The organism is Bifidobacterium sp. ESL0728 (assembly GCF_029392015.1).
Taxonomy (GTDB): domain Bacteria; phylum Actinomycetota; class Actinomycetes; order Actinomycetales; family Bifidobacteriaceae; genus Bifidobacterium.
The window spans coordinates 410,650-425,885 of the sequence record NZ_CP113925.1 but is presented as its reverse complement, the minus strand read 5'-3'; the positions used below and the strand labels follow the sequence as shown (position 1 = coordinate 425,885).

Here is a 15,236-nt window from a genome sequence, read left to right as displayed (position 1 = left end):
CGTCCATTCGTCGAATCGCTGGTATTCCGCGGTTTCTTATGTTCAGAAACCCTCATACAATCAATTATCACAGCACTGAACCGATTTTTCTAAGCCTAAGATGTTCCCTGCTGCAAATCAGTATGCCTAGCAACAATGCATAATCTCGGAAAACAGCAGAAGAGCCGGACCATCGCATTGCTGCAACAGTCCGGCTCTTGTGCCAGATACTACTTATCTATCTGTTATCGATAAACCTGCAGATCTCGTTGCGGAATGTTGGTTTATCAGTATTTCGCAACGAGATTCACACTGTCAGATCACTTGCTGTCGTGATCCTCGCTCAGCGGGTCCTCGGGCATCGTGCTCAGCTCGAGATGATCGCCGCCGGTCTGGTCGACCAAGACGGTGTCGCCGTCGTGGACCTTGCCCGAAAGCAACATCTTCGCCATCTGGTCGCCGACCTCGGTCTGCACCAGACGACGCAACGGACGGGCGCCGTAAGCCGGGTCGTAACCGGCGTTGGCGAGCCATTCCTTCGCAGCCTTGGTGACGTCGAGCGTGATGCGGCGGTCGGTCAAGCGAGACGCAACCTGCTTGACTTGAATATCCACAATCTCGCCCAGTTCCTCGCGGGTAAGCGGATGGAAGATGACCAGCTCGTCGAGACGGTTGAGAAACTCGGGCTTGAAGTGCGCGTGGACGGCGTCCATAACCGCCTTCTTCTTCGCCTCGTCATCCAAATCAGGCTGCACCAGGAACTGCGAACCGAGGTTCGAAGTCATGATGAGGATCGTGTTCTTGAAGTCCACGGTCCGGCCCTGGCCATCGGTCAGACGGCCGTCGTCAAGCACCTGCAGAAGGATGTCGAAGATCTCGGGATTCGCCTTCTCCACCTCGTCGAACAGCACGACGGAGTAAGGACGACGGCGTACGGCCTCGGTCAACTGACCGCCCTCTTCGTAGCCGACGTAGCCAGGGGCCGCACCGATCAGGCGGGTCACGGAACCCTTTTCCATGTACTCGCTCATGTCGATACGCACCATGGCCTTCTCGTCGTCGAAGAGGAAGTCCGCCAACGCCTTGGCGAGCTCCGTCTTGCCCACGCCGGTGGGCCCGAGGAAGAGGAACGAACCGGTCGGACGATTCGGATCGGAGATGCCGGCACGCGAGCGCCGCACAGCGTCCGAAACCGCCTGAATGGCTTCCTTCTGGCCGATGACGCGCTTGCCCAAGTAGTCTTCCATATGCAGAAGCTTCTCGTTCTCGCCCTCCATCAGACGTCCGACGGGGATGCCGGTCCATTCGGAGACGATGCCCGCCACCGAATCGGCGTCCACGTGGTCGGGAACCATCGGCTCGGTTTCCTCGCCTTTTGCGTTCTCTTCGTCCGCGGCCTGTTCGGCCAGATCCAGCTGCTTCTGAATCGCCGGAACTTCGCCGTAAAGAATCTTACTGGCCTTCTCCAAGTCGCCCTCGCGGGTGTACTTGTCGGCCTGCACCTTCTTGGCATCGAGCTGGGCGCGCAGGTCGCCGACCTTGTTGTGGCCGGCCTTCTCCTGATCCCAACGAGCCTTCAGACCCGAAAGCTTTTCGCGGGTGTCCGCCAAGTCGCTTTGCAGCTTCTTCAGGCGGTCCTTGCTGGCAGGATCCTCGGCCTTCTTCAGCTGCATCTCCTCCATCTCGAGACGGGTCTCGCGACGTTGCAGTTCATCGATTTCCTCGGGCTGGCTATCGAGCTCCATGCGCAGGTGCGCCGCCGCCTCATCGACCAGATCGATGGCCTTATCAGGCAGCTGACGACCGGTGATATAGCGGTTGGAAAGCGTCGCGGCGGCAACGAGCGCGTCGTCGCCGATGGTCACCTTGTGGTGCGCCTCGTAACGCTGCTTCAGGCCACGCAGAATGGCAATGGTGTCTTCAACGCTCGGCTCACCGACGAAGACCTGCTGGAAACGACGCTCCAGCGCCGGGTCCTTCTCGATGTTCTCGCGGTATTCGTCGAGCGTGGTCGCGCCAATCAGACGGAGCTCGCCGCGGGCCAGCATGGGCTTCAACATATTGCCGGCGTCCATCGAGCCTTCCGCGGCACCAGCGCCGACGATGGTGTGAATCTCGTCGATGAAGGTGATGATCTCGCCGTTCGCGCTCTTGATCTCGTTCAAGACGGACTTCAGGCGTTCCTCGAACTCGCCACGGTACTTCGAACCGGCCACCATCGAACCCAAGTCAAGGCTGATGAGCTTCTTGTTCTGCAGGGTCGTGGGGACGTCGCCCGCCACGATGCGTTCCGCCAGACCTTCGACGACGGCGGTCTTGCCGACGCCGGGCTCGCCGATCAGCACAGGGTTGTTCTTGGTACGGCGGGAAAGAATCTGGATGACGCGGCGAATCTCCTGATCGCGGCCAATCACCGGGTCGAGCTTGCCTTCCCTGGCCTGGGCGGTCAGGTCGGTGGAGTACTTCTCCAGCGCCTTGTAGCTGCCTTCGGCGTCCGGGCTGGTCACTTTCGCACCGCCACGCACGCTCGGAACGGCCTTGCGCAAGGCTTCGGCTGTCACGCCGTTGCTCCTCAAAATCGTCGCGCTCTCATTGGGCGCGGCGTCGGCGATGCCGATGAGCAGATGTTCGGTGGAGACGTATTCGTCGCCCATCTTCTGCATTTCCTTCTCGGCCTGAGCCAACGCGGCCGTCAGTTGGCGGCTCGCCTGCGGCTGCGAAGTCGAAGACCCGCTCGCGCTCGGCAGCGCGACCAACGCGTTGCGCACTGCGGCGCCGATGGCCTTCGGGTCCCCGCCCGCGGCGCTGATCAGTCCCGTGACCACGCTGTTTTCCTGACGCAGCAACGCATCCATCAGATGCAAAGTATCAACCTGCGGATTGCCCGCAGCCGACGCGCTTTGAATCGCGTCTCCGATGGCTTCCTGAGCCATGGTCGTAAATTGTTGTTCCATGTTTTCCTCCGTTTGTTCGCCCTGTTCCTTCGTGAATCGTTGGAATTCAAGGCATTATTCAATCTCTGCTTATTACAACCGCAAACGGAGGAGTTCTATTCCCAAAACTTGAGTCTATTCGACTCAACTTTTAGACGTCATTGTCTAGTTATGTAATTCAAATACCTGTTAATCGTCGTTTTCGTGGCGTTATACATACCTTTCAATAACAGCTATCGGATAAAAACAAACCGACCGACGGAACCCAGATTCCGCCGACCGGCCTTTTAATACATATTTATTTATGAAACCGCGATTACCAACCGCGATTGATTCTGCAGTTCAGCCTTTGACCACCACGTTACGCAGGGAGCCGATGCCCTCGATGTTGACGATGGCTTCGTCTCCGGGCTTCAGCGTGCCGTAAGCGTTCGGGGTGCCTGTCATAATGACGTCTCCCGGCAGAAGCGTCGAGAAACTTGAAATCTCGGCAATCTGCTCGGGAATCGAATGGATCAGGTCAGCCGTGGTGCCCGAAGCATCCGGCACATCCTTGCCGTTCAGCGTGAAGGAGATCTTCGCGTCCTTCCAATTGAGATCGGTCTCGACCCACGGGCCAAGCGGGCAGGAGGTGTCGAAGCCCTTGGCACGCGTCCACATCGGATCCTCACCCTGCAAATCGCGCAACGTCACGTCGTTGACGCAGGTAAAGCCGAGGACGTAATCCATGGCCTTCTCGACCGGGACGTTCTTGGCGATGCGGCCCATGACCACGGCCACTTCGGGCTCGAAATTCATATCGTTGGAATAGCCCGGAATGACGATCGGATCGTCAGGGCCGATGACCGAAGTGGCAGGCTTCATGAAAATGACCATCTCGCTGGGAGCGTGCTCGGCGGCGGACTGGCCCTTGCTGTGCATGTACTCGGCGTGGGCCTCGTAGTTTTTGGCAAGGCCGTAGACCTTGGAAGGGATAACCGGCGAAAGTAGGCGAATGCCCTCTTCGTCGATCAGATGGCGCTCGCCGGTCGGCTTCACCGGCTGGGAGCCGAAGGGATAACCGTCAAGCTCGACGAGATACTCCTTCTTGTCGTTGTTGTCGGTTTGCACAAAAGCATAGTGCGGAACATCGTTGTAGGAATAGCGTGCAATTTTCATGTTTTTTAGTTTACGCCATTTCCCCGTCTTTGGCGGGCAAAAACCGAAATACAACCAAAATCAGTATGGTCAAGAATTGGCTAAAAGTCGCTTTTCAATCCACACAGACACGCCTTCGCTGGTACGAAATTCAGTGCGTACGCTCGAAATCGACAATCTCAGAAAGCATCGCGGCGGACGCGAAATTCGAAACCTTCGTTATCACAAAGCGGGATTTCCGTGGTTTCCACGTGGTCGACGCGACCCCATTGCGGGCCGTGGCCGAGCCGTTCGACGAATGCGGAGACCAAGGTCCGCTCACCTTGCGCTTCAACTTCGACGGACCCGTCGAGACGGTTGCGCACCCAGCCGGCAACACCGCAACGATGCGCCTCATTGACTGCGAAATAGCGGTAGCCGACACCTTGCACCATGCCGGTGACCACCGCACGAACGCGAATCACGCGGCCGTTGGTTCTGGCTTTGCCCCTAACCGAAATCCCCTTCATTTTCGTCTGCTCTCTCATCATCTTCCCCCGAATGTTGATGTAACTCTCAATTCTCTCTCGTCGCCTTCCGAAAACATTAAAACATCATCGATAGCCTAAATTCCGGCAGACCCCATCTCTATTTACCATTACTTACTATATTCCACAATTCTGCGCAATTACCGGGACGCCTGCGGCCACAACGATTTCACAGTCTCAGATGAACGCGCGCTCGCCGAAAATCGCGGTGCCGACGCGCACGATGGTCGAGCCCTCGGCCACGGCGTAGTCCATATCGTGGGTCATGCCCATCGAAAGTTCCCGACATTGCGCCGTTCCGGGTTCGCCGGACTTGAGAATCGTGTCGCGGGTGCCACGCAGGTGGGCGAAGCCGTTGCGTATCGTCTTTTCGTCGTCGACATGGGCACCGATGGTCATCAAACCCTGCAATTGCAAGCCTTCGAGGGCGGCAATCTGGTAGGCGAGGTCGACCGCTTCGTCGGGTTCGCAGCCGGACTTCGACGCCTCCCCGGATTCGTTGACCTCCATCAGCACGCCGACCACGATATGGCGAGCGAGCGCGCGACGCGCGATTTTCTGCGCTTCTTCGAGCGAACCGACGGATTCGATGGTGTCAACATAGGGCAGCACCTTGCCGATTTTGTTGGATTGCAGCTGGCCGATGAGATGAAACGGGATGTGGCCGTTCGGCGCGGCTTGGGAAGCGGCAGAAACGCTGGAACCGTTGACATTTCGGGCATTCGTACCATCAGAGCCTTTGGAACCATTGGCATTCTGAGCATTCACAATAGCGGAATTGTCGGAACCATGAACATTCTGCCTATTGCCGGCATCAGAACCATTGGAACCATTAGCACTCTGCTCACTACCAGCAACAGAACCATTGGAACCGTTGATATTCCGCGTACCCGAAGCGGCAGAAGCGTCAGAAACGGCAGAAACGGCAGAAACGGCAGAACCCCGTTTTGACGGTGCCGAAGAAGACAGCAAATCTGCACCGCCACTTTGCAAACCTGCGTTCGCGGCGGCACCCAGCGAGAAACCGCGCTCGGAGCACTGACGAATCAAGCCCTCGGCCTTGGCGGAGATTTCCTGCGGACGGTTTTCGCCGATCATGCGCACGCCTGCGTCGATGGCCGCCATGATCTCGCCGACATCACGAGTTTTCGTTGCCGCGAGCAATTTGACCGATCCGGTTTCGCGCCCGGACGCCGCCTCGGCTTGTGCGATGTCGTCAAGCACGCGATGCACGCCGTCCGTGATTTCCTTGATTCGCGCCTCGTCGATGACCTCGTTGGCGAGATTCTTGTGATCCATATAAGCAGTCATCATTCCCCGCTTCCCACTCGATTTACCGACTCCATATTATGCATGCCCATGTCATCGCGACCCGGGCCAAATCGCATTTTTATACCATTGACGCGAAAAACGTGCAAAATACAATCGGGCACATGGAAAAGAGGAAAACACCTTCAACTTTCCGTCCGTTCCCCATCTCCAAAACGCACTTTTCTGACAGTAACGTAAAAAACATGCAAAATAGCGGCCGTATAGTGCACATTTTCCACAATTACGTCAAAAACATGCAAGATACGACCGCCAAAATGCACTTTTTATGCATTTACTTCCTCAGACAGCGCCGCACACATCGTGTACACGCGCAAGCCTGCTCAGTTCAGCCCGTGAACGGCTTCGGCCAGCGAGCGGACGTAATCGGTGACGTATGGCACCGCGTCCTCGCCGTATTTGCCGACCAAACGGACGATGGCCGAACCGACGATGGCACCGTCCGAATCTGCAGCCATGGTGGCGGCCTGCTCGGGGGTGGAGATGCCGAAGCCGATGGCGGCGGGCACGTCGGTGACGGAGCGCACCTCGCGCACCATGCCCTTCACGTCGCTGGTGATTTCCTTGCGCACGCCGGTCACGCCGAGCGAGCTCACGCAATAGATGAAGCCTTTCGCGTCGGAGGCGATGCTGTGGATGCGCTCGTGCGAGGTCGGGGCGATGAGGCTGACCAGATCAAGCCCAACGGCCGCCAGCGGCTCGTCGAACTCCGGCTTCTCTTCGTGCGGCACGTCCGGCAAGATCACGCCGTCGAGCCCGACTTCCGCGGCACGATGCGCGAAACGCTCGAGGCCGTAGGAATAGAGCACGTTGGCGTAGGTCATGAAGACCATCGGCGTCTCGATCTTGTGGTCGCGGCGCAGGCGCTTGACCAGCGCGAAGGCGTCGTCAGTCGTGGTTCCTGCGGAAAGCGCACGGTTGCTGGCTTCCTGGATGACCGGGCCTTCGGCGGTCGGGTCGGAGAAGGGGACACCCAGCTCGATCAAATCCGCACCGGCGTCAATCATGGCCGGCACGAGCTTTTCGGTGAGTGCAATCGACGGATCGCCCACAGTGACGAACGGGATGAAAGCCTTGCGGCGGCTGCCGTCGGGGGCGGTGAACGCTTCCAAGATGCGGGAACGGCGAGTACCGACACTCTGCCGACGCGACGTATCACCGGCATCGACAGCGCTGGCTTCCATGTTTTGTTGCGACCGCTGGTTGCCAGCCGCACCAGTAATATTCGTGGTCTCAGTCATATCAGTTGCATCCTTTCACAGCGTTTTCGTCGCTCCGCCCGTTTCCATTGGCCATACCATTTGCACCGGCTGCACCATTCACACCGGTCACCGCAAATGCACCGGCTGCACCATTCACACCGTTGACCTTGGTTGTTGTCTCAGTCATGAAGATCCTCCCCGCGGTAGCGGGCGATGGCCGCCACATCCTTGTCGCCACGCCCGGAAAGGGTGACGATGATATTTTGGTCCTTTGGCAGCGTCGGGGCGAGTTTCATGGCGTAGGCCACGGCGTGAGCGCTTTCGATGGCCGGAATGATGCCCTCGGTACGGCTCAGGTATTCGAAGGCGTCGACGGCCTCGTCGTCGTTGATCGGCACATATTGGGCACGCCCGGAATCCTTCAGCGCCGCGTGTTCGGGGCCGACGCCCGGGTAATCGAGACCGGCGGAAATCGTATAGACCGGCGCGATCTGGCCGTATTCGTTCTGGCAGAAGTAGCTTTTCATGCCGTGGAAGATGCCGAGCGAACCGGTGTTCATGGTCGCTGCGGTTTCCTTGGTGTCGATGCCGCGTCCGGCCGCCTCACAGCCGATGAGCTGCACGTCCTTGTCGTTGATGAAGTTGTAGAAGCTGCCGATGGCGTTGGAGCCGCCGCCGACGCACGCAATCACTGCGGCCGGGAGCTTGCCTTCGTCGGCGAGAATCTGCTCGCGGGCCTCCTTGGAGATGACGGACTGGAAATCACGCACCATCGTCGGGAAGGGGTGCGGGCCCATGCACGAGCCGAGGCAGTAATGGGTGTCGGAGATGCGACGCGTCCATTCGCGGAAGGTTTCGGAAACCGCGTCCTTCAGCGTGCCGGTGCCGCTGGTGACGCCGCGCACTTCCGCGCCGAGCAAACGCATGCGATAGACGTTCAAAGCCTGGCGTTCCATATCCACCTGACCCATGTAGACCACGCATTCCATACCGAACAGCGCCGCGACGGTGGCCGTGGCCACGCCATGCTGTCCCGCGCCGGTTTCGGCGATGAGGCGGGTCTTACCCATGCGCTTGGCGAGCAGCGCCTGACCAAGCACGTTGTTGATCTTGTGCGCGCCGGTATGGTTCAAGTCCTCGCGCTTCAAATAGACTTTCGCGCCGCCGAGATCCTTGGTCATATTGTCTGCGTAATACAGCAACGACGGACGGCCGGCATACTTTTTCTCGAGGTCATCAAGCTCGGCGATGAAGTCGGGATCATTTTTGTAATGATTGTAGGCCTCCTCCAGCTCGTTGACGGCGCCCATCAGCGTCTCGGGGATGTACTGGCCCCCGTGGATGCCGAAGCGCCCCTTTGAATTGGGCGAATTGGTCATGAGATTGCTCCTTTTTATATAACATCTATGACAGTTGATTGTATTTCTGGTTGATGGTTTGGTTCGGTCGGATTTCCTATTGCGGATACCCGAATTCCGGACTGACGAGACTGTGCGGCTTGCTTATTTCGTCAATAGTTACTTTTGCATTCATTTTGTCGAGTTGACAAGGTGGACATCCTCCATCGCCGATAGCATTTGCATTACAATTACGTTGAAGTACCTACGATTTCAGATTGCGGAGAGCACATACCTTTGAGTTATTCGTCATCGACTTCACCAGCTTTCGCATTATTCGACGCTTCCCGTACCGCCCTGACTGCGGCACACATCTTGGCTGGATCCTTGAGACGTTCGGTTTCGACGCCCGAGCTCATGTCGACACCGAACGGGTGCGTCGCCCGGATCGCTTCGGCCACATTTTCCGGGGTGAGACCGCCGGCCAGCATGAACGGACGATTGACATCACGAACGAGCGACCAGTCGAAGGTCTTGCCATCGCCCGCACCCGCGTCGAGCAACACCATATCGGCCGACGACTCGACGGCCCGAGCCACGTCCAACGCCTCGCGCACCTTGAACGCCTGCATGATCGGCACAGTTGCCAGCTCACGGAGTTCCGCAAGATAATCCTCGTCTTCATGTCCGTGAAGCTGAACCACGTCAAGACCTGCGTCACGCGCGATTTGCGCCACGCGCTCGGCCGGTTCGTCGACAAACACCCCTACCGCAGCTGGTGGGTTTACACCGGTTTCGCGGGCCTGGGCCTTTATATAACGAACCAGTTCGGCCACACGCTCCGGCGAAATCGAACGGTGCGATTTAGGGAAGTCAACAATGAATCCGACGGCATCACTACCAGCCGCCAACGCGGCGTCCATATCCTGCTCGCGCTTGAGCCCGCAAAGCTTGACTTTGTAGGCGTTTGCCGCTTCCGCACTCAGGTTAGCGGTGCCATCGGCCGATAACGCATTGTCCAAAATCGCACGAGAAACAATGCCATCATCTTCAAATGGCACACCATTATCGGACGATTCCGAAGACTCGGCGCGAACCGATGCTGTCGAATTACTCATCGCACTACCTCTCACTCTCAGTTACGAATAACCCTCGGACGGACGAACGGCCAAACCTGCAATCGGCAGGAACAGCCTCGATGGATGCTGTCGAATTATTCATCGCACTACTTCCGACTCCCGGCTTGTACGCAATTCGCCTGCCTGCCTTTGGGCATATGTCGAATTATTCATCGCGTTTGTCCTTTATCTTTAGCTACGAATGGCCCGTAGATGGATGAATCGCCACAATCGCAACCAACCAGAAAATCGGCAAGCACAACCTCAATGAATGCAGTAGCGTTATCCATAACTTCGCCTCTTACTTCTGCGCCGCAGACGCATTGCTGGCCGGACCGCCACGAAGCTCGGCGAGCGCCGCGGTCTTGTCGGGCGAACGCATCAGCGTCTCGCCTATCAGCACCGCATCGACGCCGGCCGCTTCAAGTTCCTCGACGTCGGCACGTGTGCGCACACCAGACTCCGAAACGAAAATGCGGTCGGGGCCGACGGTCGGGCGCAGCTTGATGCTGTGGTCGAAGTCGACATCGAAGGTGCGCAGGTCGCGGTTGTTGACGCCGACCACGCGGGCTCCGGCGGCGATGGCACGCGGCACTTCGTCCGGCTGGTAGGCCTCCACCAAAGCACTCATGCCAAGTTCGTGCGCAAGCGCGGTGTAGTCCGCAAGCTGTTTGTCGTCCAAAATCGAGCAAATCAGCAGCACCGCCGAAGCACCACAGGCGCGGGCCTGATAGATCATGTATTCGTCAACGATGAAATCCTTGCGCAGCACCGGAATGTCAACCGCCGCCGCGACCTGCCGCAGGTGCTCGTCGGAACCCTTGAACCACGTCGGTTCGGTCAGGCAGCTGATGGCCGCCGCCCCAGCCTTTTCGTAGTCGCGGGCAATGTCGAGGTAGGGATAGTCCTGCGCGATGGTGCCCTTGCTCGGCGAGGCCTGCTTGAGCTCGCAGATGAAGCTCATGCCCGGAGCCTTCAGCGCCCGTTCGAACGGGAACGCCGCGTCGCCGGTCTCCCCCACCGCAACCTTCCGCGAGTTGACCTCACGAGCCTGAGCCGCAACCAGATCCTGCGGAGTCTGCGCCTTTTCCTCGGCCACGCGCTCGCGGGTCTTGGCGGCGATGCGCTGCAGGATATTTTCGGAATCAGCCATTACCTTTGCACTTTCCTATCGTTGGTATCAACGTCCATAAACTCACAAGACAATGTCGTAAATTGACCGGAAGCCGGTCACCGAACAACTCCGAATGACCAGTTTCTTACATCTGGAATGCATGGTGCTAGAAAACGGTCACTGACGAGTCTTCAACGACCTGTTTCTTGCACAAACAGACCGAGATGCAAAAACGGTCACTGACGGTTGCCCGACGAACCTTCAGCACTTACTTATCGGCATCGGCCTTGGCGAACGCCTGCGAACCGGCGACGAACGCATCGAGCGTCTTCATCGCGGCACCGGAGTCGATCTGTTTGCGGGCGATCTCCACACCCTGCCCGACGGACGAAGCGACGCCGCAGACATACAGCGCGCAAGCGGCGTTGAACAGCGCGGCTTCGAGCTTCGGCCCGGTCTCCTTGCCGCCCAGGATGGCGCGGGTGATGGCAGCGTTCTCAGTAGGAGTGCCGCCCAGCAAATCACTCTTCTGGCAACGGGTCAGGCCGAACTCTTCCGGCGTGAGCGTCATCGGGTGATATTCGCCGTCACGCAGCTCGCAGGCCGCGGTTTCGGCGGAAAGCGAGACCTCGTCCATCTTGTCGCGGCCGTAGACGACCAGCGCACGCTTGACGCCTAGGCTTTCAAGCACGTGGGCGATGGGTTCGACGAGATATTCGTCATACACGCCGAGCAGGAAATATTCGGGACGCGCGGGGTTGGTCAGAGGCCCGAGAATGTTGAAGACGGTGCGGAAGCCGAGTTCCTTGCGGATCGGGCCGACGTAGCGCATCGCGGTGTGGTAGCGCTGGGCGAAGAGGAAGGTGAAGCTGTCCTTCTTGAGCAGATCGATGGCCTCTTCCGGCGAGAGCGAAATGTTCGCGCCGAGGGCTTCGAGACAGTCGGCGGTGCCGCACTGCGAGCTGGCCGCGCGGTTGCCGTGCTTGGTCACCTTGGCTCCCGCAGCGGCGGAAATCAGCGCCGCCGTGGTGGAGATGTTGAAGGTGTTGGCGCCGTCGCCGCCAGTGCCGACGATGTCGAGCGTTTCGATGCCGGGATGCGGCACGGGGGTGGCCAGTTCACGCATGGCGGCCGCGCAGCCCGCGATCTCGTCGATGGTCTCGGCCTCGGCCGACTTGGTGGAAAGCGCCGCAAGGAAGGCTGCGTTCTGGGTCGGCGTCGATTTGCCGCCCATGATCTCCTTCATTGCCTGGTAGGCCTCGTCGTAGGTGAGGTCGTGCTTGTTGACGATTTTGACGATTGCTTCACTGATCATTTTGTTGCTTCCTTGTGATTGATTGGTGGATAATTTTGTATTACTGATTTAATGATTACTAAATATCAAAAACTAACGATTTATGCTCAATTGCCGAACCTTTCGACAACATCGATGAAATTCCTGAGAATGTCTTTGCCCAGAGGCGTCAGGATGCTTTCGGGATGGAACTGGACGCCGAACATCGGATCCGTGACGTGAGCCACGGCCATAATCTCGTCGGTTCCGTCGGTGCGGGCGACGACGCGCAACGTTGATGGCAACGTGGCTTTGTCGGCTTCCAGCGAGTGGTAGCGCGCGGCTTGGATCCGCGAAGGCATACCGGCAAAGAGCGGGCAATCGTTGTCGAGTTCGACCGGCGAGGCCTTGCCGTGCATGAGTTCGGCGGCGGGAACGACCTTGCCGCCAAGCGCCTCGCAGATGGCCTGATGGCCGAGGCAGACGCCCAGAATCGGCACCGTTCCGGAAAGCTCGCGTACCACGTCCTCGCAGATACCGGCGTCGGCGGGTTTGCCGGGACCAGGCGAAAGCACGATGCCATCGGAACCCAGCGCGGCCAAGCCAGCCACGTCGAGGTCATCGTTACGCACCACACGCACGTCTGGCTCGATGGAGCCGATGAGCTGGTAAAGGTTGTAGGAGAAGCTGTCGTAGTTGTCGACGATGGTAATCATGCGATGCCTCCAGAGATTCGGGTGCCGTCAGCGTTCCGGCAGATTCCGTCGATTTGGTTGACTTGAGCGGCTTCGGTGGCTTCGTTGAAGGTGATCATGCGATGCCTCCATTCGCTTGATTGATGGCGTCCACGACGGCGAGCGCCTTGTTGCGGCATTCCTCGAATTCCTTGTCGGGGTTGGAATCGGCGACGATGCCCGCACCGGATTGCACGCAGACCTTGCCGTTGTGTTTGAAGGCCAGACGGATACCGATGCAGGTGTCGAGATTGCCGGAGAAATCGAGATAGCCGATGGCCCCGCCATAGATATCGCGCGGGGAATCCTCGAGTTCCGAGATGATCTGGCAGGCGCGGATTTTCGGCGCTCCGGAAAGCGTTCCGGCCGGAAGCACCGCGTCGATGACATCCAGCGCATCCTTGCCGTCGGCGAGCTGGCCGGCGACCGTGGAACCGATATGCATGACATGCGAGAACCGGAGGATATCGTGCAGCCGCTCCACTTCGACGCTGCCAAGTTTGGAGACGCGACCGATGTCGTTGCGTCCGAGGTCGACCAGCATGTTGTGCTCGGCCAGCTCCTTTTCGTCACTCAGCAGGTCCTGCTCGATGAGCTTGTCCTCTTCCGGCGTCGCGCCGCGCGGGCGGGTTCCGGCGAGCGGATAGGTCAAAAGCTTGCCGTCTTCGAGGCGGACCAGCGTCTCGGGCGAGGCAGCGGCGATTTCGATGTCGTCGCTGGACATGAAGACCATATAGGGGCTTGGATTTTCGGCCCGCATGAGCCGGTAGGCGTCGAACAGGCTGCCGGAAGCGGAAGCCACGCTGGGGTTGGAGAGCACGACCTGGAAGATGTCGCCGGCGTAGATGTGTTCCTTGGCCTTACGAATCATGGAACCGTATTGTTCGCGGTTGAGCGTCAGCTGCAGCTGCCCGTCCAGTTCCAGCGGCTTGAAGTCGTAGCGTTTGCCGTTCTCGAGAATCTCCTGCATTTGCTCGATTTGGGCCACGGCACGCTCGTAGGAGGCGTCCACATCGTTGGTGTCGACACCGGCGATGAGCTGCAGACGCTGGCGGTAGGAATCGAAGGAAATGAGCTGATCGAAGAGCATCAAGTCGACGTCAGGCAGCGCCTTCGGGTCGCGGGTCGTCTGCCGCAATGTCGGCTCTGCGTAAGCGAAATAATCGAAGGAGAAATACCCCACCAAACCGCCGGCAAACGGCGGGAACCCTTCAAGGCGAGGGCTGGAATATTGCGCGAGCACCTTGCGAATCGCGTCACTTGGGTGATCGACGTGCTTGTGTTCAACGACAACATCTTCAGCGTCCGACCCCGCAGGAGCAACGCACTTGATTCTCAAATCGCCGGCCTTGCAGGTCAGTTCCAGCGTCGGCGCGAATCCGAGGAAGCTGTAGCGTCCCATGCGCTGGTCGGCTTCGGCGCTTTCCAGCAGGAAGCAATGGTTGGAAGCGGCACGCACCCGGCGCATGGCCTCGATGGTGGTCAAGCGGTCGGCGAGCAGTTCGCGCATCACCGGAATACGGCGGTATTTGCCGGTTTTTGCCAGTTCGCGCACCTCGTCAAGCGTGGGCCGAATACCAGCATATCGTTTTCCGTCCGCAGCGCCCCGCACGGCCGCACCGCCGTTCGAACCTGCCGTAGCATCCGCACTCATGGTCACCATGGGCACCTCCCAGAGGCCTTCGCCTCATTTTGGGACTAAAAAAGCCCGTCCCAGCTGTCAATTACAGCCAAGGACGAGCGAATATATGCCCGCGGTGCCACCTTGGTTCACGGTCTCCCGTGCCCTTACGAAACGCCAACACGTCTCCGGCAACTAACGTATGCCTTACGTCGCAGCCTCATGGTCGAAATCATCCGGCCAATCGGTGCGCCCTCAGCGGCCCACTCAACGGTTCGCATCTCGTCCCGGCTCTCACCATCCCGGGCTCGCTCCTCGCGCGTTTCCGCCTACTTCCCCGCTTCATCGGTTTGTAGTGTTTTTAATTATTGATAGTTAGGCTACACTTCCGTTTTTACGCCTGTCAAATTCGTTTGCCCAATTAGGCGGAAGAATACGGTCGGATCTATCGGTGCGAATGTCGCCCAAAGTAAAGCATTCCAAGGCTTCCCGCGCACTCATGGCAACCGGGCCGGAAGCGTCCGGCATGTGGACACCCTGGGGGCTGGAGCCGCGCACACCGAGCAGCCACGCGCAGTAGCCGATGACCTGTTCCGGCTTGACCCCGTCCGCCCGCAACGCGCCGATATCCAGCGAATGCTTGCGTTTGGCCAGGCGAACCCCAGTCGGGTCGTCGATTAGAGGAAGATGGGCATAGGCCGGATATTCAGGTGTCGTGTCGGCACGGCAGGCCGTTGCGAAATTATCCGGTTTTGCGGTTTTATGGTTACCGACAAGCCTGGCATTATCCAACATTGAAGTATTACAATTATCTACCAACCGGCAATCCCCTGCCTTTGACCCCCTGCGATTAGCCACAAGCCGGTTATCATTCGTCTCCGAACCATCACGATTATCTTTATGTCGATTATTCGTTTCATCCGAATCACCAT

At 58.6% G+C, this 15,236-nt stretch carries 12 protein-coding genes and 2 pseudogenes; all 14 read right to left on the bottom strand.

All coding sequences use genetic code 11. From position 1 onward, the window contains the following. Positions 1 to 299 precede the first annotated feature (299 nt). Positions 300 to 2,933 (bottom strand): ATP-dependent chaperone ClpB, encoded by a 2,634-nt coding sequence (gene clpB / locus OZX67_RS01370; RefSeq protein WP_277143463.1) that lies wholly within the window; start codon positions 2,931 to 2,933, stop codon positions 300 to 302. 321 nt (positions 2,934 to 3,254) lie between these two features. Next, positions 3,255 to 4,070 carry a fumarylacetoacetate hydrolase family protein gene (locus OZX67_RS01365; RefSeq protein WP_277143460.1) on the bottom strand — a complete coding sequence of 272 codons (816 nt, stop codon included), beginning with the start codon at positions 4,068 to 4,070 and terminating at the stop codon, positions 3,255 to 3,257. Between the two features lie 158 nt (positions 4,071 to 4,228). Further along, positions 4,229 to 4,558 (bottom strand): acylphosphatase, encoded by a 330-nt coding sequence (locus OZX67_RS01360; protein ID WP_277143458.1) that lies wholly within the window; start codon positions 4,556 to 4,558, stop codon positions 4,229 to 4,231. Between the two features lie 195 nt (positions 4,559 to 4,753). Beyond that, positions 4,754 to 5,548: a YggS family pyridoxal phosphate-dependent enzyme gene (locus OZX67_RS01355; RefSeq protein WP_348519616.1), complete on the bottom strand. Its 795-nt coding sequence runs from the start codon at positions 5,546 to 5,548 to the stop codon at positions 4,754 to 4,756. 39 nt (positions 5,549 to 5,587) lie between these two features. Continuing rightward, positions 5,588 to 5,887: pseudogene (locus tag OZX67_RS09590) on the bottom strand (YggS family pyridoxal phosphate-dependent enzyme); the annotation flags it as partial. 341 nt (positions 5,888 to 6,228) lie between these two features. Beyond that, the gene (trpA, locus tag OZX67_RS01350) at positions 6,229 to 7,146 is read right to left on the bottom strand and encodes a tryptophan synthase subunit alpha (RefSeq protein ID WP_277143452.1); all 918 of its coding nucleotides are present in this window, start codon (positions 7,144 to 7,146) and stop codon (positions 6,229 to 6,231) included. A gap of 1 nt (position 7,147) precedes the next feature. Then, on the bottom strand, positions 7,148 to 7,294 hold the full coding sequence (locus OZX67_RS01345; RefSeq protein ID WP_277143449.1) for a hypothetical protein: 147 nt from the start codon (positions 7,292 to 7,294) through the stop codon (positions 7,148 to 7,150). Further along, positions 7,287 to 8,486, bottom strand: a complete 1,200-nt coding sequence (gene trpB, locus OZX67_RS01340) for a tryptophan synthase subunit beta (protein WP_277143446.1) — start codon at positions 8,484 to 8,486, stop codon at positions 7,287 to 7,289. Before trpB ends, OZX67_RS01345 begins: the two co-directional genes overlap by 8 nt. A gap of 260 nt (positions 8,487 to 8,746) precedes the next feature. Further along, positions 8,747 to 9,562, bottom strand: a complete 816-nt coding sequence (locus OZX67_RS01335) for a phosphoribosylanthranilate isomerase (protein WP_277143444.1) — start codon at positions 9,560 to 9,562, stop codon at positions 8,747 to 8,749. A gap of 301 nt (positions 9,563 to 9,863) precedes the next feature. Then, positions 9,864 to 10,715, bottom strand: coding sequence for an indole-3-glycerol phosphate synthase TrpC (trpC, locus tag OZX67_RS01330; protein ID WP_277143442.1), 852 nt, complete (start codon positions 10,713 to 10,715; stop codon positions 9,864 to 9,866). A gap of 229 nt (positions 10,716 to 10,944) precedes the next feature. Beyond that, positions 10,945 to 11,991: an anthranilate phosphoribosyltransferase gene (gene trpD / locus OZX67_RS01325; protein ID WP_277143439.1), complete on the bottom strand. Its 1,047-nt coding sequence runs from the start codon at positions 11,989 to 11,991 to the stop codon at positions 10,945 to 10,947. A gap of 86 nt (positions 11,992 to 12,077) precedes the next feature. After that, the gene (locus OZX67_RS01320) at positions 12,078 to 12,665 is read right to left on the bottom strand and encodes an aminodeoxychorismate/anthranilate synthase component II (protein WP_277143437.1); all 588 of its coding nucleotides are present in this window, start codon (positions 12,663 to 12,665) and stop codon (positions 12,078 to 12,080) included. Positions 12,666 to 12,759: 94 nt separating this feature from the next. After that, positions 12,760 to 14,346: an anthranilate synthase component I family protein gene (locus OZX67_RS01315; protein WP_277143435.1), complete on the bottom strand. Its 1,587-nt coding sequence runs from the start codon at positions 14,344 to 14,346 to the stop codon at positions 12,760 to 12,762. Between the two features lie 333 nt (positions 14,347 to 14,679). Then, positions 14,680 to 15,006 (bottom strand): annotated as a pseudogene (locus OZX67_RS01310) (hypothetical protein); the annotation flags it as partial. Positions 15,007 to 15,236 lie beyond the last annotated feature (230 nt).

Excerpts from the sequence above, each read along its gene's own strand:
- trpD (WP_277143439.1), bottom strand. The coding sequence starts at position 11,991 with ATGATCAGTGAAGCAATCGTCAAAATCGTCAACAAGCACGACCTCACC.
- clpB (WP_277143463.1), bottom strand. The coding sequence starts at position 2,933 with ATGGAACAACAATTTACGACCATGGCTCAGGAAGCCATCGGAGACGCG.
- trpB (WP_277143446.1), bottom strand. The coding sequence starts at position 8,486 with ATGACCAATTCGCCCAATTCAAAGGGGCGCTTCGGCATCCACGGGGGC.
- OZX67_RS01315 (WP_277143435.1), bottom strand. The coding sequence starts at position 14,346 with ATGGTGACCATGAGTGCGGATGCTACGGCAGGTTCGAACGGCGGTGCG.
- trpC (WP_277143442.1), bottom strand. The coding sequence starts at position 10,715 with ATGGCTGATTCCGAAAATATCCTGCAGCGCATCGCCGCCAAGACCCGC.
- OZX67_RS01345 (WP_277143449.1), bottom strand. The coding sequence starts at position 7,294 with ATGACTGAGACAACAACCAAGGTCAACGGTGTGAATGGTGCAGCCGGT.
- trpA (WP_277143452.1), bottom strand. The coding sequence starts at position 7,146 with ATGACTGAGACCACGAATATTACTGGTGCGGCTGGCAACCAGCGGTCG.
- OZX67_RS01360 (WP_277143458.1), bottom strand. The coding sequence starts at position 4,558 with ATGAAGGGGATTTCGGTTAGGGGCAAAGCCAGAACCAACGGCCGCGTG.
- OZX67_RS01335 (WP_277143444.1), bottom strand. The coding sequence starts at position 9,562 with ATGAGTAATTCGACAGCATCGGTTCGCGCCGAGTCTTCGGAATCGTCC.
- OZX67_RS01365 (WP_277143460.1), bottom strand. The coding sequence starts at position 4,070 with ATGAAAATTGCACGCTATTCCTACAACGATGTTCCGCACTATGCTTTT.
- OZX67_RS01320 (WP_277143437.1), bottom strand. The coding sequence starts at position 12,665 with ATGATTACCATCGTCGACAACTACGACAGCTTCTCCTACAACCTTTAC.